This window comes from Streptomyces sp. NBC_01003 (genome assembly GCF_045162695.1).
In the GTDB taxonomy this organism is placed as follows: domain Bacteria; phylum Actinomycetota; class Actinomycetes; order Streptomycetales; family Streptomycetaceae; genus Streptomyces.
The window spans coordinates 265,724-292,718 of record NZ_CP108707.1 but is presented as its reverse complement, the minus strand read 5'-3'; the positions used below and the strand labels follow the sequence as shown (position 1 = coordinate 292,718).

At 68.7% G+C, this 26,995-nt stretch carries 21 protein-coding genes and 1 pseudogene; 14 read left to right on the top strand and 8 right to left on the bottom strand.

From position 1 onward, the window contains the following. Position 1: 1 nt before the first annotated feature. Complete coding sequence (locus OG698_RS01420) at positions 2-1,606, bottom strand: FAD-binding oxidoreductase (RefSeq protein WP_406100917.1); 1,605 nt, start codon at positions 1,604-1,606, stop codon at positions 2-4. Between the two features lie 65 nt (positions 1,607-1,671). Between OG698_RS01420 and OG698_RS01415 the strand changes: the two genes are divergently transcribed. The 6 genes from OG698_RS01415 (at position 1,672) to OG698_RS01390 (ending at position 8,583) form a co-directional block, all read left to right on the top strand. Beyond that, entirely contained in the window at positions 1,672-2,310 is a 639-nt protein-coding gene (locus tag OG698_RS01415; protein ID WP_406100916.1) for a TetR/AcrR family transcriptional regulator, read from the top strand. A 235-nt stretch (positions 2,311-2,545) separates the two neighbouring features. Continuing rightward, positions 2,546-2,884 (top strand): hypothetical protein, encoded by a 339-nt coding sequence (locus OG698_RS01410; RefSeq protein WP_406100915.1) that lies wholly within the window; start codon positions 2,546-2,548, stop codon positions 2,882-2,884. A 638-nt stretch (positions 2,885-3,522) separates the two neighbouring features. Next, positions 3,523-4,773, top strand: coding sequence for an MFS transporter (locus OG698_RS01405; protein ID WP_406100914.1), 1,251 nt, complete (start codon positions 3,523-3,525; stop codon positions 4,771-4,773). Positions 4,774-5,363: 590 nt separating this feature from the next. Then, positions 5,364-6,092 carry a hypothetical protein gene (locus OG698_RS01400; protein WP_406100913.1) on the top strand — a complete coding sequence of 243 codons (729 nt, stop codon included), beginning with the start codon at positions 5,364-5,366 and terminating at the stop codon, positions 6,090-6,092. Positions 6,093-6,381: 289 nt separating this feature from the next. Continuing rightward, positions 6,382-7,317, top strand: a complete 936-nt coding sequence (locus OG698_RS01395) for an IS5 family transposase (protein WP_406100912.1) — start codon at positions 6,382-6,384, stop codon at positions 7,315-7,317. A gap of 171 nt (positions 7,318-7,488) precedes the next feature. Beyond that, positions 7,489-8,583, top strand: a complete 1,095-nt coding sequence (locus tag OG698_RS01390; protein WP_406100911.1) for an IS110 family transposase — start codon at positions 7,489-7,491, stop codon at positions 8,581-8,583. Between the two features lie 95 nt (positions 8,584-8,678). On the opposite strand, the gene OG698_RS01385 is transcribed toward OG698_RS01390, so the two are convergent. Next, entirely contained in the window at positions 8,679-8,942 is a 264-nt protein-coding gene (locus tag OG698_RS01385) for a hypothetical protein (RefSeq protein WP_406100910.1), read from the bottom strand. A 166-nt stretch (positions 8,943-9,108) separates the two neighbouring features. Here OG698_RS01385 and OG698_RS01380 point away from each other — a divergent pair. Beyond that, positions 9,109-10,064 (top strand): annotated as a pseudogene (locus OG698_RS01380) (IS481 family transposase). Between the two features lie 83 nt (positions 10,065-10,147). On the opposite strand, the gene OG698_RS01375 reads toward OG698_RS01380, so the two are convergent. Next, entirely contained in the window at positions 10,148-12,157 is a 2,010-nt protein-coding gene (locus OG698_RS01375; protein WP_406100909.1) for a GxGYxYP domain-containing protein, read from the bottom strand. A gap of 229 nt (positions 12,158-12,386) precedes the next feature. Here OG698_RS01375 and OG698_RS01370 point away from each other — a divergent pair, with 229 nt between their 5' ends. From OG698_RS01370 to OG698_RS01340, 7 genes are read left to right on the top strand one after another with little or no spacing between them, the layout of a single operon-like run. Next, entirely contained in the window at positions 12,387-13,739 is a 1,353-nt protein-coding gene (locus tag OG698_RS01370) for an extracellular solute-binding protein (protein WP_406100908.1), read from the top strand. A 2-nt stretch (positions 13,740-13,741) separates the two neighbouring features. Beyond that, the gene (locus OG698_RS01365; RefSeq protein WP_406110750.1) at positions 13,742-14,644 is read left to right on the top strand and encodes a carbohydrate ABC transporter permease; all 903 of its coding nucleotides are present in this window, start codon (positions 13,742-13,744) and stop codon (positions 14,642-14,644) included. Further along, the gene (locus tag OG698_RS01360; protein WP_406100907.1) at positions 14,644-15,465 is read left to right on the top strand and encodes a carbohydrate ABC transporter permease; all 822 of its coding nucleotides are present in this window, start codon (positions 14,644-14,646) and stop codon (positions 15,463-15,465) included. Before OG698_RS01365 ends, OG698_RS01360 begins: the two co-directional genes overlap by 1 nt. A gap of 4 nt (positions 15,466-15,469) precedes the next feature. Further along, entirely contained in the window at positions 15,470-19,558 is a 4,089-nt protein-coding gene (locus OG698_RS01355; protein WP_406100906.1) for an NEW3 domain-containing protein, read from the top strand. Continuing rightward, positions 19,555-20,124 (top strand): hypothetical protein, encoded by a 570-nt coding sequence (locus OG698_RS01350; RefSeq protein WP_406100905.1) that lies wholly within the window; start codon positions 19,555-19,557, stop codon positions 20,122-20,124. The genes OG698_RS01355 and OG698_RS01350 overlap by 4 nt, the downstream gene beginning before the upstream one ends. Before the next feature lie 23 nt (positions 20,125-20,147). Continuing rightward, entirely contained in the window at positions 20,148-20,483 is a 336-nt protein-coding gene (locus OG698_RS01345; protein ID WP_406100904.1) for a MazG nucleotide pyrophosphohydrolase domain-containing protein, read from the top strand. 5 nt (positions 20,484-20,488) lie between these two features. After that, the gene (locus OG698_RS01340) at positions 20,489-20,974 is read left to right on the top strand and encodes an HIT family protein (RefSeq protein WP_406100903.1); all 486 of its coding nucleotides are present in this window, start codon (positions 20,489-20,491) and stop codon (positions 20,972-20,974) included. 76 nt (positions 20,975-21,050) lie between these two features. Here the strand turns inward: OG698_RS01340 and OG698_RS01335 are convergent, their stop codons facing one another. Genes OG698_RS01335 through OG698_RS01315 form a run of 5 tightly spaced genes read right to left on the bottom strand, consistent with a single transcriptional unit; the run spans position 21,051 to position 26,706 of the window. Next, entirely contained in the window at positions 21,051-21,980 is a 930-nt protein-coding gene (locus OG698_RS01335; protein ID WP_406100902.1) for a carbohydrate ABC transporter permease, read from the bottom strand. Positions 21,981-21,982: 2 nt separating this feature from the next. Beyond that, positions 21,983-22,891 carry a carbohydrate ABC transporter permease gene (locus OG698_RS01330; RefSeq protein ID WP_406100901.1) on the bottom strand — a complete coding sequence of 303 codons (909 nt, stop codon included), beginning with the start codon at positions 22,889-22,891 and terminating at the stop codon, positions 21,983-21,985. Positions 22,892-22,916: 25 nt separating this feature from the next. Beyond that, on the bottom strand, positions 22,917-24,221 hold the full coding sequence (locus OG698_RS01325) for an extracellular solute-binding protein (protein WP_406100900.1): 1,305 nt from the start codon (positions 24,219-24,221) through the stop codon (positions 22,917-22,919). Continuing rightward, positions 24,221-26,092 (bottom strand): glycoside hydrolase family 2 protein, encoded by a 1,872-nt coding sequence (locus tag OG698_RS01320; RefSeq protein WP_406100899.1) that lies wholly within the window; start codon positions 26,090-26,092, stop codon positions 24,221-24,223. Before OG698_RS01320 ends, OG698_RS01325 begins: the two co-directional genes overlap by 1 nt. Before the next feature lie 50 nt (positions 26,093-26,142). Continuing rightward, positions 26,143-26,706 carry an alpha/beta hydrolase gene (locus tag OG698_RS01315; RefSeq protein WP_406100897.1) on the bottom strand — a complete coding sequence of 188 codons (564 nt, stop codon included), beginning with the start codon at positions 26,704-26,706 and terminating at the stop codon, positions 26,143-26,145. Positions 26,707-26,995 lie beyond the last annotated feature (289 nt).

Below are 26,995 nucleotides of genomic sequence, written 5' to 3'. Positions count from 1 at the left end.
GTCAGTCGAGCAGGACGCCGGGGTTGAGGATGCGGTGGGGATCCAGGGCGTCCTTGGCGGCGTGCAAGGCCAGCGCGAAGGGCTTCGGGCGCTGGAGGTCGTAGCCGGGGCGGTGGTCGCGGCCGACGGCGTGGTGGTGGGTGATGGTGGCGCGGTGGCGGTGCAGGACTTCACCGGCGACGGCTTTGATGTCGTCCCAGACCTTGACCTCGTCGTTGGGTCGGCCGGCGACGGCCACGGTGAAGTAGGGGGCGGCTCCGTCCGGGTAGACGTGGGTCAGGCGGCAGTTGATGGTGGCCGGGTGTCCGGTGGCCTTGAGGGCGGCGGCGCCGACCTCGGTACGGACCTCGTCGATCAGAGCGGGGATCTTGTCCCAGGTGGCTGCGGTTTCGAAGGTCTCGACGACGGCCCCCATGCGGGCCAAGCCGTCGCGTAGGTAGGGCATGCGCAGGAACGCCGAGCGCCAGGCGCTCACGGCGGAGTCGGCCGGGGCGTTGCGGTCGGCCGTATGCGTCTGGCCGTGTCCGCCATGGGTGCGGGCCAGGTCCACGGCGCTCGCGAGGCGGTCGTCGACGGGGCTGGTGGCGGATTCGAAACCCAGGACCAGGACGGTGGAGCCGTTGTGGGAGGCGCCGGAGAGCAGGGCCTCGCCGGGGTCGAGCAGGCGGCAGTTGGCCGGGGCGAGATCGGACTGGGCGATGACACGCACGGCGTCCAGCGCGCGGTGGAAGTCGGTGAAGGCCACGGATGCGGAGGCTTTGTGGCGGGGGCGCTCCTGCAGGCGCATCCATGCCTCGGTGATGATGCCGAGCGTGCCCTCGGATCCGAGGAAGAGCCGGTCGGGCGACGGTCCGGCGCCGGATGCGGGCAGGCGCCAGGACGTGACGGCTCCGACGGGCGTGATCACGCGCAGGGACTGCACGAAGTCGTCGATGTGGGTGTGGACGGTGGCGTAGTGGCCGCCGGCGCGGGTGGCCAGCCAGCCGCCCAGCGTGGAGAACTCGAAGCTCTGCGGGAAGTGGCGCAGGGTCAGGTCGTGGGGCCGCAACTGGGCCTCCAGCACGGGGCCGAGGGCCCCGGCCTGGATGCGGGCAGAGCGGCTGGCGGTGTCGATCTCCAGGACGCGGTCCATCGAGGTCAGGTCGAGCGACAGCACGGCGCGGTGGGCGTCGCCGCGGTACTCCACGCCGCCGACCACCGAGGAGCCGCCGCCGAAGGGGATGACGGCCACATTGTGCCCGCCGGCCCAGTCCAGCAGGTCGGCCACCTCCTGGTCGTCGGTCGGGTGGGCGACGAGGTCGGGGATCCGGCCGGGCCGACCGCGCAGGGCCCGGATGACGTCGCGGTATGCCTTGCCCATGGCGTGGGCGGCGCGCGCCCGCGGGTCGGCGGTGACCAGGTGCGCCAGGGAGGGCGGGGGCATTACGACGGGGCGAACGATGGGCAGGTCGGCGATGCGGGGTATCGGCAGCGGACGGTCCAGGGTGCCCGACAGCAGGGCTCCCATCGCGGCGCATTCGGCGTCGTCGGGATGGGCGTCGGCATAGCCCCAGCCCCACCAGGAGCGGGTGCGGGAGATGCCAAGGTCGGTCGCGGTGGCAGGCATGAGTGCGCTCCAGCGTGTCAAGTAATTTACCCAACAGTAAATTACCCTAGGGTAAGATTGGGATCATGACAACGCCCTCCTCTAAGGCCGGCACCAAGGGCGTGCCGAGAGCCGACCGCGAACAACAGGTCCTGGCCGCGGCCACCGAGGAATTTGGCCACCACGGCTACGAGGCCACCACCGTGGCCGCCGTCGCCGCCCGCGTGGGCGTCACCAAGCCGCTGGTGCATCAGTACTTCGGCAGCAAGCAGGACCTCTACCTCGCCTGCCTCGAACCGGTCGGCGACCGGCTGCTGGGCGCCATCCGCGCCGCGATGGCCGAACACGAGACCGCCGCGCCGCCCACGCCCCTTCGCGTACTGAACGCCCTGTTCACCGCCCTGAACGGGCAGCGCGAAACGTGGTTCGTCCTCTACGACCCCTCGCTGCCGCCCGGCAGCAACGCCGCCCACCGCGCGGCGTACTACCGCGAAGCCATCGACGACCTCGCCGCGATCGGCACCGCCGACCTCGTGCACGCCGCCGAAACCAGGGACCCACTCGACGCCGACGCACTCAAACACGCATGGCGCGGCCTGTGCACCGCTCTGGTCCGTTGGTGGATCAAGCACCCCGACCAGTCACCCGAAGCCATGTCCCAGCGCTGCACCCGGCTCTTCGAGGCCAGCCACACCATCCTCGCCGCCGGCGACGACAGCACGTAAGCCAGACCGACACCCCACCCCTGCTGTCAAAATTCGTGAACATCCGAGTGCCGCTACATCCGGGAGATGCTTCCCGAAGCCGCGCACAAGTGCTGTCGCATCTCGTGAACAAAGCCAGCCCCGCTCTACCCGGCCGCCGTCACGGCGTCGGCGGGCACCTCCGAGCCTGCCCGTACGTCCGGCAAACTCACCGCAGCCCGCACCGATCCCTCCCGCGTACGTCACGCCCCCGACCATGATGGTCGTCGGCGGCAACATGCTCGTCGCCCTCGACACCGCCCGCACCTACCAGATCACCGCCCCGGCCTTTGCCGGCGGAGCCTTTGAGGACGTCGACTTCCAACTCCGGCTCACCGCAGGGGGACTGGCCGACCGGATCCGATTTGACCCCCAGATGGCCACCGATTACCACGACCAGCTGACAGTCCGCAGCCTGCTACGTATGAGCGTTCTGTCCGGGCAGGGACTGGCCCGCTGCCGTCACCTGCACGGCCCCCGCTTGTGGCAGCTATCGAGATGGAAACCCGGCCGCACCCTCACCACCACCGCCCGCGCCCCAAAGTGCGCGGCGTAGCGTAGGAGCTCGCCATCGAGCTGACCAGGAATGCGCGGGAAGCGTCCGTGCAGCTGGGCTAGCAGGTCTCCCGCCTGCTCGGGTGGGAGCCTGTCGGCCCATCGCAGGGCGAACGGTCGCCCCACCTCCTCAGACTCGCCGGACACCTGGATGTCCTGCTCCCGATCCGTCCACTCCTGTTGCCCCGTACTGAGGTGCTGCAGGAGGGGCAAGCGTGCGTCGTCCTCGGGCTCGTCTGCGTCGCCCTGTCCTTGCCCGCCACGTCACGCTCCGTAGATCACATCCGGCGCGAGAATCTCGCATCGGATGCGAAGCCCGGAGAGGAACGGCAGGTCAGCCATCCGATCGAGCGAAGCGGAACGACACGGCCCGGCCTGTCCGCTACCGTTTCGGCGGGCACACGGAGAGCCCTCCATCCGCTGATCAGCGGCTTCCTGCTACCCGCCAGGTCAACGCGGCGCAAAATGCATCCAGTTCGCATCAGATGCGATTCGCGGCGGTTCCCAGATACGCCAGAAACCCGCCGTCGGATGATCGGCCTTAGGGATGAGGCACTCGTCAGGGCCCGTGTCGCACTCAGGGCACGCGATCTTGGTGCACCTGGGGCGGGTTCTGCGGCCGCTGTTAGCCTGCCGTCCATGATCAGGGGCAGCCTGGTAGGCCGAATAGGCCGCATGGCGGGGGACAGCAGGCCGGAGCGCGTGCTGATCGCCGCCAGTTTCGTCAACCGGGTCGGCAACGGTCTGTTCAACGCGGCGTCGGCGCTGTACTTCACCTTGGTCGTGGGCCTGCCCGCGGTGCAGGTCGGCGCCGCGCTCACCATCGCCGGAGTGATCGGCTTGTGCGCGGGGATACCCGGAGGGCATCTCGCCGACCGGCGCGGGGCGCGAACGATCATGATGCTGGCCCTCGCGGTCCAGGCGATGTCGATGGCGGCCCTCGTCCTCGTCGAGAGCTGGGCCGCGCTCACGATCATCGCGACGGTCGACCAGATCGCCGCGGCCGCCGGTGGGGCGGCCTGGGGCGCTCTGGTGGTCCGGGTCGGGGGTGAGCGACCGGCACTGTTCAGGGCGAAGTTGCGAACCTTCGTCAACCTGGGCGTCATTCTCGGAACGGTGGGTGCCGGGCTGGCGCTGGCCGCAGACACCCGTGGCGCCTATGTCACGCTGATCCTCGGCAACGCGGCGAGCTTCGCCCTGTGCGCGGTGCTTCTGCTCCTGCTGCCCCGCTATCCGGTGCTGGCAGCACCTCCGCAGCAGCGCCGTTGGCTCGCTTTCAAGGACCGTCCGTTCCTGACGTTCGCCGCCCTCTACGGGGCCATGGGACTGCAGTACCCGGTGGTCTCCCTGCTCCTGCCGATCTGGATCTCCGAACACACCGAAGCGCCGCGCTGGACGGTGGCCGTACTGTTCGCCGTCAATTCCGCCTTCTGCGTGCTGATGCAGACCAGGATCGGCTCCCGTATCGAAACCCCGCACGACGGCGGCAGGGCGTTTCGCACCGCGGGGCTGTTCTTCCTCGTCAGCTGCCCGATGATGGCGCTGGCGGCGTACACCCCGGTCTGGGCTGCGGCGGGACTGGTCCTGGCGGCGATCTTCGTCCACAGTCTGGGAGAGGTCTGGGAGTCCTCGGCGGGCTTCGCCCTGGGCTTCGGGCTTGCCCCCGACCACGCCCAGGGCCAGTACCAAGGTGTCCTCGGCCTCGGCTTCAGCGCAGGCCAGGCTCTTGCCCCCTCGATCCTCACCACGGTGGTGCTCGGCCTTGGCACGGCGGGCTGGCTGCTGCTGGCGTTGTTCTTCGCGACGCTGGGTGCCGTCGGCCCGCCCCTCGCACGCTGGGGCGTATGCACCCGGCCACAGGCCGGTGCTGCCGCGGAGGCGACGGGATGACCAGTACCTTTCGCCAGAAGCGTCCCGATGCCGCCTTGGCAAGAACCTCGTTGCCTCCCGCACTCGTCGACATCAACTGTCCGAGGAACGGGGCGCTTCCCGAACTTATCGATGAGTGACTTCACTACTGCTCGATAGAGCCAAGCCCGCCCAAATCGGGTGACCTTCTTTGGCTGCAGGTCAGCGCAGGTGGGCCAGCGCCGGATCCTCCAGACACCTCTTTTCCATAGAGGGAGAGAGCCTTTCCTCTCCCTGTGGGGCGTAGGGCAGTGGATGCTGCTCCAGCAGGAGATGGCCTATAGAGGTTGAACTGGCCTCGATAGCGGCGAGATCAACCCCACGTGTGTGCACGAGAGTTGACGCGTGGTGAAGTACATTCCTGTGTCCCATCACGTGTCAGGCTGACGTGGCCGCGAGGAGCAGGAACGATGACGAACCCGACTGCCCCGGACCCTGCTGCAGGAAATGGGCAGACCCCCAGCGGGGCCGGCAACGCCAGCCCAGGTGCTGCCGGTTCCGGCAGCGGTTCCACGAACGCTCCGGCAGCGCCTGCCCCACCTACTCCAGCCCCGCCGACGTGGCGCGATGAAGTGCTGGAGCTCCTGTCGGGACAGGATCCGGCTCGCGGCCGAAAGCGCGCCTTCAGAGCGATCGCCGTCACCTGCGTGGTGGCCTTGGTCAGCATCGTTGGCGGCTTCGAGGTGTCGCACTGGCTGGAGAACAGGCACTCGCAGGGAGACGCCAAGCGCGACGACCACAACGCGGATGTGATCGAGGATGCAAAGAAGCCGTTCGACTGGAAGATGAACCCAGGGCTCAGCGACGAGGAACCGTGGACGAGCTGGGTGCTTGACCGGCGACTCACGCCCAAGGAGCAGGCGGAGCTTAAAGGGCTGAGGGCCGACCGGAAGGCCATCTTGGCCTTCGTGAAGAAGCGCGGTGGGTGGCGTGTTGGCATGGAAGCTGATTCGTACAAGTTGCAGCTGACCAGCGAGAAGCAGAAGGCAGTAGTCGTTACGCAGTTGTCGGCACGGGCGGTTAGCTGTCGGCCGTCGCCGCTGCACGCCGGGACCATGGCGTACCCGCCGTTGCGTCGTGGCCGCGCCTTGTGTCCACGGCACTCCTCGCGGGCGCTCTCCGGCACGTGGGAGGCGTCCTCGTCGGCCTCGCGGTGGCTTGGTGGCACCACGACTGACCTCAGTGCGTCACGTTCGCGCCATCGAGTCAGGTCACGAGCCTCGAAGTGGAGACAAGAGTTTGCGGCCTGGCTGCAGAGTTTGGTGCGTTGGGGGGCAACACCCATACAGTTCTGCCTCTGACTCACGGGGCTTCGCCCACGACCTCTTCGTAGCGTCGATCCACCTGGAGATGACTGACATGTCCACGCCCCCCTTGGGTACGTCCGGTTCCGACGGATCGTCCGGCTCCGCCCCTTCCGCCGGTGGCTCGGGGCCCACGCCTGCTGCACCCCAGCCCAGTCTCGTTCAACGGTTAGCCCATCGCGTACGCGACGCTCACCGACGAGAGAACCGCGATCACCTTCTCGGCCGACTAGGAGCTGTCCGGCCGATCATGTGACTACTCCCTGCCCGGGTCGTTGATGTGGACATGGGGCGGGGTGATCTGAGTGATGCCGAGTGGGAACGGCTGCGGCCGTTCCTGCCGGTCAGCAACAGGCGTTGTGGCAGGTGGCGGGACCACCGGCAGGTGATCGACGGGATTCTGCACCGGGTGCGGACCGGCGTGCACTGGCGGGACCTGCCCGAACGGTTCGGCCCGTGGAAAACGGTCTATGAACGGCACCGGTTGTGGTCGGCCGACGGCACCTGGGAGCGTCTGCTCCAGCAGGTCCAGGCCGAGGCCGACGCGGCGGGTGAGATCGACTGGGACATCTCGGTCGACTCCACCATCGTGCGGGCTCATCATCACGCCGCCGGCGCCCGCACCGATCCGCCGCCGGCTCCCGCGTCAAAGGGGGACGCCCTGGCAGAACACCAGGACGAGACACCCGTGGCAGAGCCTCGTCGCCCGCCTGGAGGAGGTGGTGCAGGAGGTGAGGGCCTGGGCCGCTCGCGCGGCGGCTTCACTACAAAGCTCCACCTGAGTGCGGACGGCAGCTGCCGCCCACTGTCCCTGATCGTCACACCAGGTCAGCGGGCCGATTGCACCCAGTTCAAACCAGTGTTGGAGAAGATCTGTGTCCCCCGTCTCGGGCTGGGAAGGCCCCGCAAGAAGCCGGATAGTCTCGCCGCAGACAAGGCATACAGCAATAGCCTCGTCCGCGAATACCTGCGACGACGCGGCATCCGGCACACGATCCCGGAGAAGACCGATAGCCAGGCCTCTCGCCTGCGCAAAGGCTCACGTGGCGGACGGCCACCCGGTTTCGACGAAGAGCGGTACAAGAAGCGCAACACCATCGAACGGACGATCAACCGGCTCAAGAACTTCCGGGCCGTGGCTACGAGATACGACTGTGAGGATGTGGGGGTGCCGCCTCGGGCGGTGGTCTGGCCCGCGATACGACTGGCCCTGGTGCCTTGAGCTTGATCTGCCGACCGCCGTCTGAGGCGGTGCGTGCTGCCACCGAAACGGTGGGCGTGTCCCGATAGGGGCCTTCGCGACAGGCACCATCACAGTCCTGACCGCCACACCGTTCCGGCGTCGGCCACCGATGTTCCCGAGGCGATCAGGAGACAGGCGACCATGCCCAGCATGACTCAGCAAAGCCATCCACGTCACGACACGGCTGATCAGCACGAACACGTCCTGCTCGGAGTCGACACGCACAAAGACGTCCACGTGGCTGCGGTCATCACCAGCACCGGTCTTCTGCTGGACACGCGAGGCTTCCCCACGACCCGGGAGGGCTATCGCCAACTCCTCTCCTGGGCCCGTGCTTTCGGGCAGTTACAGCGGGCCGGGGTGGAGTGCACCGGCTCCTACGGAGCCGCCCTGACCCGTTATCTGCACCATGAAGGCGTCACGGTTACCGAGGTCAACCAACCCGACAAGGCCGCCCGACGTCGGCACGGCAAGTCCGACTCCATCGATGCGGCAGCCGCCGCCCGGGCGGTCCTCTCCGGCCGGGCCACGGCCACCGCCAAGACGACCGACGGACCGGTGGAGACGATCCGGCTGTTCAAGATGGCCAAGGCCTCCGCGGTCAAGTCCCGGTCCATGGCCATCAACCAGCTCAAGGCCGTACTCGTGGCGGCAGAGCCGGCTCTGCGGGAGTCCCTGGCTGGGCTGAGCAACCCCAAACTCATCCGCCGGTGTTCGCAGCTGCGGCCCGCGCCCGGCACGGGGCCGCAGGCGGCATCCCGCCATACGCTCCGGCTCCTGGCCAAGCGGATCCTGCATCTCACCGAGGAGATCAACGACCTCACGGCCCGGATCCGCACCGCGATCGATGCCTGCGCACCCAAGCTCCTGGGTCTCTACGGCGTCGGTCCGGACACGGCCGCGGCCTTGCTGACAGCAGCCGGCGACAACCCCGACCGCCTGGCCAGCGAGGCATCCTTTGCCGCCCTCTGCGGCGTCAGCCCTGTGGAAGCATCGTCTGGAAAGACCCAGCGCCGCAGGCTCAACCGCGGCGGTGACCGCCAGGCCAATTCAGCGCTCTACACCATCGTCATCGCCCGCCTGCGCTGGGACACGCGCACGCGTTCTTACGTGGAACGACGCGTCACCGAGGGTAAGACACGACGCGAAGCCATCCGATGCCTGAAACGCTACGTGGCCCGCGAGATCTACCAAGCCCTCCTCCCCTCCAGGAGGCAATCCCTGGCACCAGCCCCTGCCGATTGACATCCATAGGGGCATCAAGCGCGGCTACGTCTACCTCGGCACCGCAATCGCCGCCGCCCTCGTCATCTGGTTGAGGTCCTGACAGGCCGGACTCCTCAAAGCCCGGCGTCCGCCGGACGCTGGTGACCACACGGCGCTGGGTTGCCGTTCTTGTCAAAGACCTCAGCGTCGTTGGCCGAGTTCACCCATACCGTGATGCCCTGGTCGTGGACCACCACGTTAAAGGGCGACTCCTCCGGATCCGTCTCGGTCGCCACGGTGAACTCCTCGCCCGGACGCATCCAGTGATCGGTTCCCCACGGCTCGACCCAGAGGCAGAGCATGCTGTCCGTCTCGTTGCTCACGCTCGTCTTCGACACGCTCGCACCCTAACGAACAGCATGATCGTCCGGACAGCTCCTAGAACTCCTGGGCTACTACCTAGCTGTATTGAGCATGAGCGTTGTTGACACGCGCGGGTCTTGAAGGAGGCGAAGGCCTCCGTGTGTGGTGGAGGTGTCGAATCTGCACCGCACGGAGGCCTTCATGTCCCACCGTAACGCCCGTCTGACCCTGCACGGCAGGCGGATCCTGGTCGAACGCGTCTGTTCCGGCCGCCCAATTGCGCACGTCGCCGCGGAGATGGGCATCTCCCGTCCCACCGCCTACAAATGGGTCCGACGCTGGCAAGCCGAGGGCGAAAGCGGCCTCTACGACCGGCCCAGCAGCCCCTACCAGACACCCCGGCGAACCCCACCGGAGCTCGAGAGGCAGGTCTGCGATCTGCGTGTCAGCCGCAAGCTCGGGCCCGCCAGGATCGGCCCGATCCTGGGCATGCCCGCCTCCACCGTCCACCGCGTCCTGGTCCGCCATGGCCTCAGCCGGCTGTCCTTCCTCGACCGGCCCACCGGGCAGGTCATCCGCCGCTACGAACGCGACCGGCCCGGCGAACTGATCCATGTCGACGTGAAGAAACTCGGCCGGATACCGGCCGGCGGCGGACACAAGACCCTGGGCCGTCAGGCCGGCCGTGCCACCCGCAGCGGCGTGGGATTCGACTACCTGCACTCTGCCGTCGACGACCACTCCCGCCTGGCCTACACCGAGATCCACCCCGACGAAAAGGCGGCGACGTGCGCCGACTTCCTCATCCGGGCGGCCGCGTTCTACCAGGCCCATGGCGTCACCCGGATCGAGCGCGTTCTGACCGACAACGCCTGGGCATACCGCAAAAGCCTGGCCTGGAAGAAGGTCCTGGCCGCCCTGGGCGCAACCGGCAAACGCACTCGCGCCTACCGCCCCCAGACCAACGGCAAGGTCGAACGCTTCAACCGCACCCTGCTCGAGGAATGGGCCTACATCCGGCCCTACACCAGCAACCCTCAACGCAGCGAAGCCGTGGCAGACTTCCTCCACCACTAGACCACCACCGCGGACACACCGCACTCGGCGGCCAGCCACCCATCACCCGCGTTAACAACGCTTCAGGTCAATACACCTAGGCCCCTCCACCGTCCCACGCCGCCCGCGCCGGAGTGCTGCGCGGGCGGCGTCGTGAGAAGGACGGGCGATGCGAGAGCAGCCCTCACACGGTGCTGCGGTCCATCAGCGAGAAGAACGCGTCACCGCGGACGACCTCGAAGGGGTCCTCCAGTAGTGCGGCGAGGTCCGTGATATCGCTCGGGGTCCAGTCCCAGGCGTTGATCGCGGCGGCAACGAACATCGGCTTCGACGTGTCCCGCCCCTCGATGTGCCGGAGCAGCGCGTCGCGGAATTCCTTGCCCTTGCCCTGCGGGTAGAAGTTGCCGATCACCGGAATCCCGGCCGGCCGCACCTGCAGGTCGCCGGTCTCCCAGGACTGGATGACGCCGCGCACCGGCGTGTTCTTGCGGTAGGACGCCATGACCCGCTCGTCGAACGGGATCCAGCCGTCGCCCGCGGTGTTGCGGGGGTTGTAGGCGTAGGCCAGGTCCATGCCGGTGCGGCGCAGGAAACGGCCGCTGAGCGCCGTGTACGCGTCCAGCGCCTCCTCGGGCCAGGAGCCGGGGTAGGTGTAACCCGCCCCGGACGGACCGGAGATGAGCAGATCGTTGGCGGTCGCGGTCCTCTGGTAGTACGCGAGGAGCGCCGGTCCGATGTCGGCGAGCAGCGGGCTCACCGTCCAGTTGACGGGGACGGTGCCGCGCTTCGGGTCGTCCCAGATGTCCCGCATCCGGCGCTGGCAGTACTGGACGTTGTCGCCCTCGCCGACCGTCAGCGTCACGTACACGCGGTTGTGGAGCTCGGCCTTCGGGCGGGGCCTTACCTGGTTGGAGATCTTCGCCCCGGTGCCGGCGTGCACCGTACCGTTCATGTAGAAGTCGGCGGGCACGACCTGGATGCCGTGCTGCGAGGCGCGGTCGACGCCGCCCCACTCGCCGGCCACGTCGTTGGAGAACCAACCTGTGTACGGGGTCGTCGGCTTGAGCATGGTGAACGTCTCGTCCAGCAGCTTGCCGGTGTCGCCCGACGGAGGCAGCCACAGCACCATGCCCCGGCTCGCCACCACGTAGTCCCGGAAGTACGGGAAGGGTTCGACGCGGGTGGGCGCGGTGGTGGCGGCGGTGACCAGGTACTGGTTCCACATGTCGACGTCGACCGTGAGTTCCTTGGCGCCGGCGGGCGCGGTGAAGTGGTAGACGAAGTAGCCGCCGCCGTCGCTGAACCGGTTGGACTTGTCCCCGAGGGAGGAGTTGAGGCCGTCGAACAGGTACGGCTTCTCGGCGTCGGTGCCCGGCGTGAACGAGGCGATGTCCTTGCCGTCCGCCTTCACGGTGACGGAGGCGACCGAGGCGCCCCAGCCGTCGTCCCCGAAGGAGTCCTGGAACCGGAGGTAGACATCGTTGTCGCCGCCGAGTTCCGGGCTGAGGTCGAGCGTGCGCACCTTGCGGTTGGAGATGTCGCGGATCCGCTCGGTCTCCCGGGCGACCTCACGCCACTTGACCCCCGCCACGTTGACGGTCCGGCTCGGCGGCAGGCCGGCCAGCAGGGCGTGGCTGCAGTGCGGGAAGAGGTGGTCGAGCTGCCAGCGGTAGGTGGCCAGGACGTCGTCGGCGTCGAAGCGGCCGCGCAGGTCGGTGACGGTCTTCAGGCCGTGGGTCTTCGCCTGTTCGGCAGTGGCGGCGACGGCGTTGTGGAGTCCTGCGAGCGTGGTGGCGACATTCACCGAGTCCGGCACGTCGGGGTCGATGAGGACGGCGCCGCGCACCTCGTCGCGGTAGCGGCCGACCAGGTCCAGGGCGTCGGCGTGGTGGGTGGCCTTCGCGCCGGTGCCGGCGAGCCAGCGCAGGTCGACCTCGCCGCTGTCGAAGTTGAAGTAGAGGCGTGGGCTGCGCCGGTTGACGATGCCCTGCAGGGTCGTCAGCAGCAGTTGGTCGTTGCCGTTCAGCTCACTGACGTCGGCGACGTCGAGCCGGGTGGCCCGGCCGAAGGACGGCAGAAGGCGGGCCGCCGCTCCGCGCTCGGCAGCCCCTGCCTGTTGCGGCAGCGAGACCCCGAGACTTCCGGCCGCCAGGACCGCGCCGCCCGCCTGCAGGAGATTTCTTCGTGACACCATCGACGATCACTGCTCCTCGAAAGCCTGACATCGTTGTAAACAGTCGGCGAAAGTAGGCCTGTCGAGGGCATGTTGTCCATGGGTAGGCGCAGATTTCCGCCGCGGAGGCCCAACTTCGTTGCTACTGACCGGCAATGACGTCCCAAGTGTTGACGGCCTCGCGTCAACCGATCTACGGCGCGCCGCACTTGGCTTTCTATCGTTGTAACTCGGTCGCCGGGAGCATGAGTTGAACAGACGCACCCTCCTTGCCGCCTCCCTCGCCGCCGCGGCCACCGCCGCCGTCTCGGGCTGCGGCAGCGGGTCCGGCCGTAAGCCGGGTGAGCTCGAGGTCCTCTACCGCGTGGAGAAGACCTGGCCGCACCTGGAGAAGATGCTGAAGGAGGCCAAGAAGGAGTACGAGGCCGCGCACAAGGGTGTCACCGTCAAGCTGACACCGGTCCAGGGCAGCAGCGAGGACTACTACACCAAGCTCGCCCTCCTGAACCGCTCGCCCGGCTCCGCCCCTGACGTCTACTTCCACGACACGTTCCAGGTCAACGCCGACGTCGCGGCCAAGAAGCTGGCCCCGCTGGACTCCTACCTCGCCAAGTGGCCCGACTGGGAGAAGCAGTTCCCCGAGTCACTGCGCCAGGCGGCCCGGGGCCTGGACGGCAAGACGTACGGCGTCCCGATCTCCACCGACAACCGTGGCCTCTGGTACAACAAGGACGTCTTCAAGTCCGCGGGACTGCCCGAGAACTGGGCCCCCAAGACCTGGGACGACATCCTCGACGCGGCCCGCACCATCAAGCGCAAGGTGCGTGGCGTCACCCCGTTCTGCATGTACTCCGCGAAGATCCACGGCGAGGGCGCCACCATGCAGGGCTTCGAGATGCTCCTGTACGGCACCCCCGGCGGCACCCTCTTCGACAACGGCAAGTGGGTGGCGCGGAGCAAGGGACTGACCGACTCGCTGAAGTTCATCGACACGATCTACCGCGAGGACCTCGGTCCCAAGAAGGCCGACGCCCTCAACGCCAAGCTCGCCGACAAGGCGCTGTTCGAGTGGTTCCCCGAGGGCAAGCTCGGCATCAGCCTGGACGGCGGCTGGATCTCCGGCTCCTGGAAGCCCGCCGGACCGCACCCGTGGCCGGAGTGGACCAAGACGATGGGCTGGGTCCCGATGCCCACGCAGGGAGGCGAGGCGCCGGGCGCTGTCAGCATGTCGGGCGGCTGGGTCATGGCGGTCAGCTCGTACAGCAAGCTCAAGCAGAAGGGCTTCGACTTCATCACGGTGGCGCTGAACAAGAAGAACGCCGCCATGTACTCCGAGGGCTCCGGCGACCTCGCCGTCCGCAAGGACGTGGCGTCCGACCCGGCGTACCTCAAGAGCGACCCCTCGATCGAGTTCTGGACGGGCCTCGCGAAGGTCACCCACTACCGGCCCGCCTACGAGCAGTACCCGAAGGTCTCCGCGCAGATCCAGGAGGCGATGGAGGCGGTCACCACCGGAAGCAGTTCCCCGGCGGACGCGGCGAAGCGGTACGCCCAGGAAGTGAGCCGGATCGTCGGTGCAGACAACGTTGTCTCGACATCATGACGATGACCGCCTCCGCCCCGGCGACGCGCACCACGGCGAAGACGCCGTCGCCGGGCCGCCGCTCGCTGCGTTGGCTCCTGCCGCTCGCGCCAGCCCTGGTCCTGATCGCGATCTTCCTGGTGGGGCCGATCCTGTGGAGCGTCTGGATCGCCTTCACCAATGAGACCCTCACCGGGTCGGCCTCCGTGAACTCGCACTTCGTCGGCCTGGACAACTTCACCAGGCTCTTCGGCGACGACGCGTTCACCGGCTCGCTGGTGCGCACCCTGGTCTTCGTCCTGTTCTCGGCCGTGCTCGGCCAGAACGTGCTCGGTCTGCTGATCGCCCTGGTGCTTCGCGGCAAGAACCGGGTCGTCAGAGGTGTGGTGAACGGCGTCGTCATCGCGGCCTGGGTGGTCCCCGAAGTCGTCGCCGCCGCCTGCTGGTTCTCGTTCCTCGACGAGAAGGGCACGCTCAACTCGGTGCTCGGCGTGCACCAGGAGTGGCTGGTCTCCGCGCCGATGCTCGCCGTGATCCTCGCCAACACCTGGCGGGGCACCGCGTTCTCCATGCTCGTCTACTCGGCGGCCCTGTCCGAGGTGCCCCGTGACGTGATTGAGGCCGCGAAGGTCGACGGGGCCTCCACCGGCCGCACCTTCTTCAGCGTCACCCTGCCGCTGATCCAGCGCTCCGTGCTCTCCAACCTGATGCTGACCACGCTGCAGACCCTCGCGAGCTTCGGCCTGATCTACGCGCTGACCGGGGGCGGTCCCGGGGAGGAGAGCCAGACGACGCCGCTGTACATGTACGAGCAGGCGTTCAAGTACTTCGAGGTCGGCTACGGCAGCGCCATCGCCCTGGTGATGCTCCTGTTCGGCGGCCTGCTGTCGCTGGTGTACCTGCGGCTGATCAAGGTGGAGGACTGATGACCCGCTGGGGCGCGCGCACCGCGTCGCACGCCGTGATCGTGCTGATCACGCTCTGCTTCCTCGGTCCGTTCGTGTGGGTGCTGCTCTCCTCCGTGCAGCCCGGCTCCTCACCGGCCGCCGAACTGCCCTTCTCCTTCTCGCTCTCCAACTTCCGGGCCGTCATGAACTGGGACACGGTGTACGGGCCGCTGCTCAACTCCGTGGTCATCTCCGGTTCCACGGCCCTGCTCACGGTCGTCGTCTCCGGACTTGCTGCCTACCCGCTCTCCCGCTACCGGCTGCGCTACAAACGGCACTTCATGCTCACGCTGCTGTTCTCCACAGGCCTGCCGCTCACCGCGATCATGGTCCCGGTCTACGCGATGTTCTTCCGCTTCCAGCTGTACGGATCCGTGGCGGCGATGGTGCTGTTCCTGACGGCCAGCGCGCTGCCGTTCGCCATCTGGATGATGAAGAACTTCATGGACGGGGTGCCGATCAGCCTGGAGGAGGCCGCCTGGGTGGACGGCGCGGGCTGGTTCCAGTCGCTGTGCCGGGTGGTGGCACCGCTGATGGCGCCGGGAGTCGCCGTCGTGGCGATCTTCGTGTTCGTCGGCCAGTGGGGCAACTTCTTCGTCCCGTTCGTGCTGCTCGACACCCCGGAGAAGCAGCCGGCCGCGGTCACCATCTACTCGTTCTTCTCTCAGTACGGCCAGGTGGCGTACGGGCAGCTGGCGGCGTTCTCCGTCATCTACACCACGCCGGCCGTCCTGCTCTACGTCCTCGTCAACAAGTACCTCTCCGGCTCCTTCAACATGGCCGGATCTGTGAAGGGATAGCACGGTGCGCATAATCGGGGTCGAGCCGACCGACCTGTTCGTCGGTCCCGCGGACAACCCCCTGCAAGTCGTCCGCGTGACACTCGACGAGCCCGCCCCGGTCGTCGTCACCGGCCCCGGCGCGTACGGCGAGACCACGGCGGGGGAGCCGGGCAAGCCCATGGAGATCGGGGTGCGCTGCGACGCCGCACCCGGCGCAGTGGTCCCCCTCACGGTGACCGCCGGCGATCAGGTGGCACACGCCGAGCTGACCGTGGCTGAGCCCGGCTGGACGGTGTGGATGGTGCCGCACTTCCACTACGACCCGGTGTGGTGGAACACCCAGGCCGCGTACACCACCACCTGGGACGACGCGGGCGACACGGCGCAGCAGTTCCGGATCGGCTGGCAGTACACCGGCTTCGAACTGATGCGGCTGCACCTGCGGACGGCCCGCCGCGACCCCGACTACAAGTTCGTGCTTGCCGAGGTCGACTACCTCAAGCCGTACTGGGACGCCCACCCCGAGGACCGCGCCCTGCTGCGCCGGCTGCTCGCGGAAGGCCGCGTCGAGCTGATGGGCGGCACCTACAACGAGCCCAACACCAACCTCACCTCCGCCGAGTCGACCGCCCGCAACCTCGTGTACGGCATCGGCTTCCAGCGCGGCGTCATGGGCGGCGACCCGCAGACCGCCTGGCAGCTGGACGTTTTCGGGCACGACCCGCAGTTCCCCGGCCTCGCCGCCGACGCCGGGCTCACCTCGTCGTCGTGGGCACGTGGCCCGCACCACCAGTGGGGCCCGATGCTCACCGACCGCGACCGGGAGCAGGACGGCTGGGGCGACCCGTCCACGATGCAGTTCCCCGCAGAGTTCGAGTGGCTCTCGCCCAGCGGCCGCGGCATCCTCACCCACTACATGCCGGCGCACTACAGTGCCGGCTGGTGGATGGACTCCGCCACGAGTCTCGCCGATGCCGAGGACGCGGTCCTGGAGCTGTACCGGCTGATGAGGAACGTCGCCGCGACCCGCAACCTGCTCCTCCCGGTCGGCACCGACTACACCCCGCCCAATCGCTGGGTCACCGAGATCCACCGGGACTTCGCCGCCCGCTACACCTGGCCGCGCCTGAAGTGCGCTCTGCCGAGCGAGTTCTTCGCGGCCGTACGCGGCGAGCTGACCGAACCCTCGCCGCAGACCAGGGACATGAACCCGGTCTACACCGGCAAGGACGTGTCGTTCATCGACACCAAGCAGGCGCAGCGCGCCGCCGAGTCACTGCTCACCGAGGCCGAGACGTTCGCCACCCTCGCCTCCGTCGAGACGGGTGCCGACTACCCGCACGCCCGCATCGACAAGGCGTGGCGGCAGCTCGCGTACGGCGCCCACCACGACGCGATCACCGGCTCCGAGTCCGACCAGGTCTACCTGGACCTGCTCACCAGCTGGCGGGAGGCCTACGACACCGGACGCGACGTCCTCGATGTCTCGCTGCGCCGCCTCGGCCCTGCGGCCGAGGACACGGTGACCGTGTTCAACCCGTCGGCCTGGCCGCGCACCGACCTCGTCCGCATCCGCCTCTCCCACCCCGAAACCGGATTCTATGGCTGGGAGTTGACGGACGGCACCCCCCTCGTCCTGGAACACGCGAGCCACCGCGAGGACGGCTCGCTCGCCGAGGCCGACGTCGTCTTCCTCGCCGCCGACGTGCCGTCGCTCGGCTACCGCGCCATCCGCCTCCGCCCCTCCCGTACGGCTTCGAACTGGACGCCGTCCGACGGAGCGACCCGCATCGCGAACTCGACGCACATTCTCGAAGTGGACCCGCGACGCGGTGGCTGCGTCTCCCGGCTGACCGTCGAAGGCCGCGAACTGCTCCAGGCCGGCCGCGTCGGCAACGAAGTCCTGGTCTACGAGGAGTACCCGACGCACCCCCGCTACCACGAGGGCCCCTGGCACCTGGTGCCGAACGGGGCCGTGATCGGCTCGGCGTCCGCGCCCGCCGCATCCGTGCGGACCGAGACGAGCGCCCTCGGCGAGCGGATCACGGTGACCGGCACGGTCGGCCCGGTGCGGTACACGCAGACCCTCACCCTCTGGCACGGCGTCGACCGTCTCGACGGCGTCACGCACGTCGACGCGTTCGACGGCGCCGACCGGCTGCTGCGGCTGCGCTGGCCGGTGCGGGTGCCCGGCGCCCTGCCGGTCAGCGAGGTCGCGAACGCCGTCATCGGGCGCGGGTTCGGCCTGATCGACGCCGACTCGGCGGAGCATCCCTGGACCCTCGACAACCCAGCGAACAACTGGTTCGCCCTGTCATCCACCGCACGCGTCCGGCTCGCCGAGGGGGACCGCGCTCTCGGCATCGCCGAGATCGTCACGCCCGACGGCGCCGGCGCCAAGGACCTCGCCGTCGCCCTGGTGCAGGCGGGCGTGACCAGCACCTGCTCGGCCGCGCCCGGCGCCCGCTACGGCGACCTCGCCGTGGACTCCAACCTCCCCGACGTACGCATCGCGATCGGTGGTCCGGACGAAAACCCGTTCACCGCCCAGGTGCTGACGGGGGAGTATGCCGACGCGTTCGCTGCGCAGCTCGCGGCGACCGGCCGGGCCCGCCTGTGGGTCCCGGCCGACAGCCCGCTGGAGAAGGTGTGGGTGCCGGGCGCAGACCTGCGCGCCGCACACGCGCTGCCGGTGCTCGTCGTGGCCGGTGAGGGCGCGGTGGACGACCTGGTCGCTGACCTGGACGACGCGGCGATCGAGGTCGCGGACGGCGGCCCGCTCACCGAACCACCGCTCGACGACTACACGGTCGCCCTCGTCAACCAGGGCGTTCCCGGCTTCGCGGTGGACTCCGGCGGCGCCCTGCACCTGTCGCTGATGCGCTCCTGCACCGGCTGGCCCTCCGGCGTGTGGATCGACACGCCGCGGCGCACGCACCCGGACGGCTCCACGTTCCAGCAGCAGCACTGGACCCACTCCTTCGACTACACGCTCACGGCCGGACCGGGCGACTGGCGCGCGCAGAACGTGGTCCCGCGCGCCCACGACGTCAACCACCCGCTGCGCGCGGTACGCGGCGAGCGCGCGGGCCAACCGGAGAAGCGGTCGTTCCTCGCGGTGGAACCGGCGGGCCAGGTCGTCCTCAGCGCGCTCAAGCCGACGGGGAACCCCCTGGCGGAAGGTGAACTGCCGGGCCCCGTATCGGGGTTGACGATACGTCTTTACGAGGCGACAGGCCGGCCGGTCCAGGCCCGTCTGGCCACGGACCTGCCCCTCACCGAGGCACACCGCGCCACCCTGCTGGAGCGCCCGCAGTCTCGCCTCGCCGGGCTCACCGTCGACCTCGGCGGCATGGACATTGCGACGGTCGTCGCCGCGCTCGCCGAGGCGCGTGGCGGGGTGGAGCCGGGCCGCGAGCCCGATCAGCCGGTGTTCACCCGCTACTGGCTGCACAACACCGGACCGGCGCCGACCGGCAACCTTCCGGTGGCCGTCCACCTGCACCCGCAGGTGCTGCACGGAGCCGGCGACCTCACGCTCACGGTGGCCTCCGGTCTCACCGGGGCGTCCACCGCGGGAGAGGTCCAGGTCCTGCTCCCGGAGGGCTGGTCGGCGGATACGGTCACGGTGCCCTACGCCCTCGAACCGGGCGGCCACCTCGCCCACGAGCTGCGCATCACGCCGCCGCCGTCCGCCGAGCCGGGAACATACTGGCTGCGGGCGCGCACGACGTACGACGGCCAGACCTTCGAGGATGTGACCCGCGTCCAGGTCGGCGAGGCGCCGCCCGCCGAGCCGGTGGCGACCCTCCGGACGACGGCCCTGCGCCTGGCCCCGGGAGAGGCGGGCACGCTCGACGTCCACCTGGCATCGGACGCCCGCACGCCGGTCCACGTCCAGGCCCAACTCATCAGTCCCTGGCAGACCTTCGAGCTGTTCCCGCACTGGAACACGGGCGCGGAGGTTCCGGCGCGGGGTGAGCACACGTTGAGCTTCCCGGTGTCCGTCCCCGTCGGCACCCGGCCCGGCCGCTGGTGGGCGGTCGTCAAACTGGCCGCCGCGGGCTGTCTGCACTACACCGAGGCGGTCGAGATCGAGGTCGTCCCGTGACGCACACCCACATCGCCGCCGTCGTCGGTGACCGTACCCTCACCGAGGCCGAGGTGGAGGCCAGAGTGGCCGCGCTCCGAAGCGGCCCCCTGGCCCCCCGCCTGCCCCGCCCCGGCACCGCGGACGCGCGCAACCTGCGCCGCTGGGTTGTCCAGGTCATGACGTACGAGGCAGTCGTCGAACAGGAAGCGGCAACACTGGACCTGCCACCTCAACCGCCGGACGTCCGCGCCGAGTTGCACTTGACGGACGCCCTGAGGATGGGCGGCGTGACGGCGGCAGTCCTGACGTCGCTGCCGGTGGCCCCCGCGGTACGCGCCCGGGTCACCGCCGACATCGCCGTACCGGAGCCCGCCATCCGCGACTACTACGCCCGCAACCGCGACCTGCACCCCGGCCCGTACGAAGCGGAGCGCCCCGCCATCGAGAACGAACTCCACCAGGCAGCCGCCGACCGCCACTTCACACTGTGGCTGGAACGCCGCCACGCCGAATCGGTGACCCTGATGCCCGGCTTCGAGCACCCCGCGGACCCCCGGCACGCGGACGCCACGCATCGTCACTAGTCCTCGATGAGCAGGAGGTGTCTGTGGCCGAGCTCGACGAACTGCTGCAGCGAGCACGACGGATCCACGACCTGTACGACGAGCTGAACCTGCACGAACGAGGACGGGTGTGGACCCGGGAGGAGTTCATGCTCGGCTTCATGGGCGACGTCGGAGACCTCGCCAAACTGGTGATGGCCGAGGAGGGCGCCCGGGAGATGCCCGGCGGGCGGCAGGCACTCGAGCACGAACTGGCCGACTGCCTGTGGTCCGTACTGATTCTGGCGCACCGCTACGACGTGGATCTGCGGGCCGTCTTCGGCCGCACGATGACGGAGCTGGAGCAGGCCATCAGCGCGCAGCTTCCCGAGGCAGGGTGAGCCGGATGAGGCGGGAGGACATGGACCTCGACGCGTACGTCGGCCCGCACGCGCACCAGCCCTGCTACATCTGCGCCTACCTCGCGGGGGACCCGGAGCACCGGCACGAGACGGTCTACGAGGACGACGCGCACGTGGCCTACCTGGACAAGTACCCAACGCTGCCGGGCAAGGCGCTGGTGGCACCGAAGGCGCACATCGAGCACGTCGTCAGGGATCTGGACGAGGCGGCGTACGGCAGGCTGATGGTCGTGGTGCGCAGGGTGGCGCTCGCGGTGGAGGCGATGTTCGCCCCGGAGCGGACGTATCTGCTGTCGCTGGGCAGCGCGCAGGGCAACAGCCACCTGTACTGGCACATCGCCGGGCTGCCGCAGGGTGTGCCCTACGAGCAGCAGCAGTACCACGCCTTGATGACGGAGAACGGGGTGCTCGCACACACCGCGGAGGAGAGCGCCGGCATCGCGGACAGGCTGCGGCGGGCCATCGGCTGAGAGCCGGGGCCATGGAACCGCCCGGTCGGACCGGCAAGGCTGCCGGTCCGACCGGGCGGTTCGCGTGGTGCGGCATCTACTGGCCGCCGAGCCCCGTCGTGGCCACGGACTTCACCATCTGACGCTGGAAGATCATGAAGACCAGGATGAGGGGCACGGAAGCGAGCAGCCCGGACGCGGCGAGCTGCGCGTACTGCAGCCCGTAGGAGTCCTTGACCGTCGCCAGGCCGACGGGCAGCGTCATCAGCGACTGGTCGCTGGTGCTGATGAACGGCCATAGAAAGTTGTTCCAGGCGCCGATGAAGACGAAGACCGCCACGGCGGACAGGATCGGCCGGGACAGCGGCAGGATGACACTGAGGAACACCCGGCCATTGCTCGCCCCGTCGAGCCGGGCCGCCTCCTCCAGTTCACGCGGGATGGCGTCGAAGAACTTTTTGAGGATGTACACCATCGGCGGCGCCACGACCTGCGGCAGGATCATGCCGGCGTAGGTGTCCACGAGGTTCAGCGAGAGCATCTCGCGGAACAGCGGCACGATCAGGATCTGCGGCGGCACCATGATCGACGCGATCGTCGCTGCGAACAGCGGCCGCTGGCCCCGGAAGAGCGTGCGCGAGAACCCGTACGCCGCGAGCGCGGACACCGCGACGGTCAGCACCGTGACCATCGCCGCCACGAAGAAGCTGTTCAGCGCCCACATGGGGATCTTCCCGTTGCTGAATATCTTGCCGTAGGCGGCGGCCGTGAAGCCGTGCTCCGGTATCCAGCCGTCCCCGACGGAGGCCGCGTCGGGTTCCGTCTTGAGCGACGTCACCAGGGCCCAGGCGATGGGCGCCAGCCACATCACGGCCATCAGCGCCAGCGCGATCCAGGCGCCCACCTTGGCCCCGGGCCCCGAGCCCATCACCTGCTGCGGTTTGGTGCTGCGTCGCCGGGCGCGCGTCCGGCCTTCGGCCCCGCCGGCCGGCCGGACCGTCGGGCGGGTCAGGGTGTCGGCAGTCATCGTCACGCCTCCTTGCGCGAGAAGAACTTGAGGTGCCCGATGGAGAGGATGAGCAGCAGGGCGAAGAAGATGTACGACATGGCGGCGGCGTAGCCGAGCCGGTAGCCGGTGAAGCCGGTGTCGAAGATGTACTCGAGGACCGGCCGGGTGGAGCCGTCCGGACCGCCCTTGGTGAGCAGGAAGATCTGGTCGAACACCTTGAGCGAGGCCAACACCTGCAACACCGTGATCAGCGCGGTCGTCCGGTGGAGCTGGGGGATGGTGATGGACCAGAGTCGGCGCCAGGCACCGGCGCCGTCGATCGCCGCCGCTTCGTAGAGCTGGTCGGGCACGGACTGCAGGGCGGCCAGATACAGCAGGAAGTTGAAGCCGACGGTCCACCAGACGGTGATCAGGACCACCGACCACATCGCGTAGCGTTCCTCGACGAGCCAGCCGACGCCGTCCAGGCCGATCGCGTTGAGGAGGGTGTTGAGCATGCCGGAGTCCGTCTGGAACAGCAGGAGCCCGACCTGCCAGATGACGGCGCTGGTGAGGAGGTACGGAGCGAAGAAGGCGAGCCGCCACAGCCACTGCCCGGGCAGCCCGGCGTGCACGAGGAGAGCCATGACCAGGGCGAAGGCGACGAGGGGGACGGTGGACATGACTGTGAAGAGCACGGTGTGGCCGATCGTCTCCCACATCTTCGCGTCGGTGAGGGCCTCGGCGTAGTTGCCGAACCCGGCGAAGGTGGAGTCACCCCGGCCGGTGAGGCTCGAGTTGGTGAAGCTCATCCATAGGCCCCAGACGAGCGGCACCACGAGGAAGAGCGCGAAGACCACCATGAACGGGGCGACGAACAGGGGCCCGGACGTGCGGCCGAGCGCTGAGCGGCGAGTCGAACCGGCGCCGCGGGTTTGCCATGTACTCATGACATTGCTGTCCTCTCGTGGCGTGTCAGGCGGGATTCGGCTTGCCGAGGTAGAAGTTCAGGGCCGTGATCATCTTGCCCACGGCGGTCGTCGCGGAGTTGGCGCCGACCAGAGCGGTCTGGATGGCCTGGCACAGCTGCACCTGGACATCGGCGCCGGCGCACATGAACCAGGCCGGCGGGTCGAGGGCCGGTGACTTCGCCGCGGCCGCGTAGTCGATCTGCGGTTCCAGATGCTGATACTTCTGCGAATCGACGACCGGCAGATATCCGGGGATGTGGCCTGCCTTGGCCCAGGTGAAGCTCGCCTTGAACAGCTCTGCGACCAGGCGGTGCGTGGTACGCCGCCGCTCGGGGTCGGGGTTGTCCTGGTGCGGCAGGACGAACATGTGGCTGTCGGCCCAGGACGCGGGTTTGTCGTAGATCTGGGGAAAAGGCGAGGCGCCCAGGTCCATCCCCTTGATCTGGCTGAACGCGGCCGAGTCCCACTCGCCGGTGAAGATGAACGGGGCCTTGCGGCTGGCGAAGGAGCCCACGGAGGTGGCGGGGTCCATGGTCCGGCACTGGGGTGCGGTCAACTGCTGCATGAAGGTGATGACCTTCACGGCCGCGTCCCGGTCGATGACGGCCTTCTTGCCGGACAAGTCGAACTCGGCGCCCGTCTGCGGGAACAGCGACCAGAACATCCGCCAGTTCTGGGCGGTGTCGTTGACGTGCCCGTACACCGGACCGAGCCCGCCCTTGTTGACGGACCGCAGCCGCTTGGCCGCGTCCAGATAGCCCTCGGGTCCGTCGAAGGGCAGCAACTTCCCGTCGCTGTCCACCAGGTTGGCCTTGGCCATCACTTCCTTGTCGTAGAAGACGACGAAGGGGTGGGTGTCGAGCGGCAGCGCGTACTGATCACCCTGGTATGTGCCGCGTTTGTACGTCTTCGGGTTGAGCGTGCCCGGCGTGATGCCGAACTCCCGGAAGATGTCCATGTCCCATGGGTCGAGCAGCCCGCCGGGCGCGTAGCCCGCGAACCGCGACGCATGCATGATCGCCACGTCGGGTGCACGGCCGCCGGCCGAGGCCATCGCCAGCTTGGTGTAGTACGAGGCGCCCCAGTCCAGGACCGTGGTGGTTGTCCTAAGCCCGGACACCCGGCGCTCGACCTGGCTCACCATGTCCTTCATCAGGCCCCCGTCGCCGCCGGTGAACGGGTTCCAGTACTGGATGGCGTCGGTGCTCGCGGTGGCGATCGAGGTGCACGCACTCAGAGCCGGGGCCGTCGCGGCCGCGGCGGCCCCGAACAGAGCGCCGCGCAGCAGGTTTCTGCGCGAAACGGCCATCACGCCGCTCCCTCGGTGTCCGACTCGATGGCGGCCGGGCGCAGTTGAGCGGCACGGACCCGCTCGACGTCGAGCTTGGCGGAGCGGTCGAAGCGGTAGACGCCGTTCTGCTCCTGGAAGACGTCGGTGAGCTGGGTGTAGCAGTAGCCGAACATGGCCGGGTCGTCGAGGAGCACCCCGGTCAGACCGGCGAAGCGCTGATGGAACTCCTCCTCGTCCCGGGGGCGCTGCCCGTATCCCCACGAGACGTTCTGGTCCTCGCCGCCCGCTGCCGCGGCCTCCTCCGGGTTCCACCAGATGCCGCCGAACTCGCTGCAGAAATACGGCTGACCGCGGTACAGCACCGACCATTCTCTCTCGCCTGGCTCGTCCTGCGGATTGATGAACGGCGCGTTCTTGTCGAGCCCCGCCATCAGTTCCCGGAAGGTTTCAGGGTCCTGCTCGTAGCAGTGCGAGTCATAGACGTCCGTCTCGGCTACGCGGTGGGAGTAGCCGGAGGCGTCCAGCACCGGGCGCGAGGTGTCGGCGGCCTTGGTGGCGAGGAACATCGCACGGGTCGCGTCGTCGAGCGTGGTGTGCCGGTCGTGGAGCTGCTGACGGGTCTCGTTGAGCGGGCACCAGCCGATGATCGAGGGGTGCGAGTAGTCCCGCTCGACGGCCTCCAGCCACTGGGCGGCGAAGCCGACGGTCTGCTGCTGGTTGTCGCCGCTCAGCGGGCCGCTGCTCGCGCCCCAGTCGCCGAACTCGCCCCACACCAGGTAGCCCAGGCGGTCCGCGTGGTGGAGGAAGCGCTCCTCGAAGACCTTCTGGTGCAGACGGGCCCCGTTGAACCCGGCGGCGAGCGACAGTTCGATGTCACGGACCAGCGCGGCGTCGTCGGGCGCCGTCATCAGACCGTCCGGGTACCAGCCCTGGTCGAGGACGAGGCGCTGGAAGACCGGCTTGCCGTTGAGCAGGACACGCTTGCCCTCGATGGTGACCGAGCGCAGCCCCGCGGTGCAGCGGGCACTGTCGACCACGGTGCCGGAGCCGTTCACCACGTCGAGGTGGACCTCGTACAGGTGCGGGTCCTCGGGCGACCAGGTCCTGCGCCGCTCCTCCGGGAGGGGCAGCACGAGGCGCGGCGCGAGATCGAGGTGGGCCGCGACCGCAGCCTCGACCACGGTGCCCTGCTCGTCGGTGAGCCGCGCCCGGATGCGATGGCCCGCGCGGCTGCCGGACAGGGGAAGTTCGAGGTGGAAGCAGCCGGCGGCGAGGTCCGGCGTGATGCGGGGCCGCCCCAGATGAGTGTCGGCCACCGGCTCCAGCCACACCGACTGCCAGATGCCGGTCGTGCGCGTGTAGTGGCAGCTGTAGTTGGCGTACTGGTCGGACTGCTTGCCACGGGCCTGCGGGCCCTGCCGGGAGTCCCTGGCGCGCACGACGACGACCGCCTCGTCGCCCGCGCTCACCACACCGCCGAGGTCGGCGCTGAAGGAGGTGAACCCGCCACTGTGGCGGGCCACTTCACGCCCGTTGACCCAAACGGTGGCGTCGTGGTCGACAGCCCCGAAGTGCAGGACGGGACGCCGGCCCCGCCAGTCCTTGGGTATCCGGACCGTGCGCCGGTACCAGACGGCCCGGTGGAAGTCGGTGTCCCCGATGCCTGACAGCTCCGACTCCGGGCAGAAGGGGACAGCGATCCGCTCAGGCAACTCGGAGTGGACCAGGCCGCGCTCGAGTCCGCTGTCGCCCGGGTCGAAGGCGAACTGCCAGGTGCCGTTGAGAATGAGCCAGTCGTCCCGGACGAAGCCGGGGCGAGGGTACTCGGCGCGGGGGATGTCGGCGTTCTGGGGGTCGGGATGGGGGCGCTCTTCAGACAGAGTTGACATCGTTGTCTCCTGGGACGGCCTCGGCGATGGCGCTCATCACAGCACAGGACTTACATCGTTAAAAAGACTTGTGTGCCAGGTAGTTGAACGAACTCGCCGACTGGCCCCGCCCACGTGGCTCGCTGCCGCACGCTCCGCGGCTGTCGGGGCGGCGCCGCTGCAGCATCAGGAGAGAACAACTGCAGATAACAACTACGCGTGTGCAAGCCCGGGACTTTTAGTCCCGGGTCGTTGACCTGTGTCTGGAACGCCTGGACCTTGATCTTCGCATCGTGGTCGGCGGTGCGTTCCTTGAGCCGGTTGACGAACGCGCGGGCGGCGGGCTTGCCTGTGGCGTTGCGGTTGAAGAACAGGAACTCCTTGGGGTCCGACCGGGTCAGGGTGGCGCGCAGCATGTCCCGGTACGTGGTGCCGGCGACCTTGTCGATGTCCTTGCCGCCCTTGGGCCCGGTGCCGGTGAGGACGAACTTGCGGACGAGCTCGGGGTGCTTCACCACCAGGGCCTGGGCGATGAAGCCGCCGAGGGAGAAGGAGAAGACGTCGATCTTGTCGAAGCCGAGTGCCGTGATGAAGGTGTAGGCGTCATCAGCCATCGCCTCGATGCTGTCCGGCACCTGGCCCGTGGAGGCCCCGACACCGCGCTGGTCGAAGGCGAGACGTGACGGCCCTTCGCGAGGGGGTCGATGATGCGCGGGTCCCAGTTGTCCAGTGTCGCGGCGAGGTGCACGAAGAACACGACGGGGACGCCGCCCTTGGGCCCTAGACGAATAAGTCCGATGTCTGATCTGGTGGTTCTGGAACTTCCCGTGCGGCGGTCTGTGATCCTGGAGGGACTACGACGGAGGGAACTGCGCGTATGTCGTCTGGGTATGGCTTTCACCCGTTGTCTCTCGGTGTGAGGTT

Coding starts and splice junctions, on each gene's coding strand:
- OG698_RS01420 (WP_406100917.1), bottom strand. CDS start 1,606: ATGCCTGCCACCGCGACCGACCTTGGCATCTCCCGCACCCGCTCCTGG.
- OG698_RS01415 (WP_406100916.1), top strand. CDS start 1,672: ATGACAACGCCCTCCTCTAAGGCCGGCACCAAGGGCGTGCCGAGAGCC.
- OG698_RS01410 (WP_406100915.1), top strand. CDS start 2,546: ATGATGGTCGTCGGCGGCAACATGCTCGTCGCCCTCGACACCGCCCGC.
- OG698_RS01405 (WP_406100914.1), top strand. CDS start 3,523: ATGATCAGGGGCAGCCTGGTAGGCCGAATAGGCCGCATGGCGGGGGAC.
- OG698_RS01395 (WP_406100912.1), top strand. CDS start 6,382: ATGGGGCGGGGTGATCTGAGTGATGCCGAGTGGGAACGGCTGCGGCCG.
- OG698_RS01390 (WP_406100911.1), top strand. CDS start 7,489: ATGACTCAGCAAAGCCATCCACGTCACGACACGGCTGATCAGCACGAA.
- OG698_RS01375 (WP_406100909.1), bottom strand. CDS start 12,157: ATGGTGTCACGAAGAAATCTCCTGCAGGCGGGCGGCGCGGTCCTGGCG.
- OG698_RS01365 (WP_406110750.1), top strand. CDS start 13,742: ATGACCGCCTCCGCCCCGGCGACGCGCACCACGGCGAAGACGCCGTCG.
- OG698_RS01360 (WP_406100907.1), top strand. CDS start 14,644: ATGACCCGCTGGGGCGCGCGCACCGCGTCGCACGCCGTGATCGTGCTG.
- OG698_RS01340 (WP_406100903.1), top strand. CDS start 20,489: ATGAGGCGGGAGGACATGGACCTCGACGCGTACGTCGGCCCGCACGCG.
- OG698_RS01335 (WP_406100902.1), bottom strand. CDS start 21,980: ATGACTGCCGACACCCTGACCCGCCCGACGGTCCGGCCGGCCGGCGGG.
- OG698_RS01330 (WP_406100901.1), bottom strand. CDS start 22,891: ATGAGTACATGGCAAACCCGCGGCGCCGGTTCGACTCGCCGCTCAGCG.
- OG698_RS01325 (WP_406100900.1), bottom strand. CDS start 24,221: ATGGCCGTTTCGCGCAGAAACCTGCTGCGCGGCGCTCTGTTCGGGGCC.
- OG698_RS01320 (WP_406100899.1), bottom strand. CDS start 26,092: ATGTCAACTCTGTCTGAAGAGCGCCCCCATCCCGACCCCCAGAACGCC.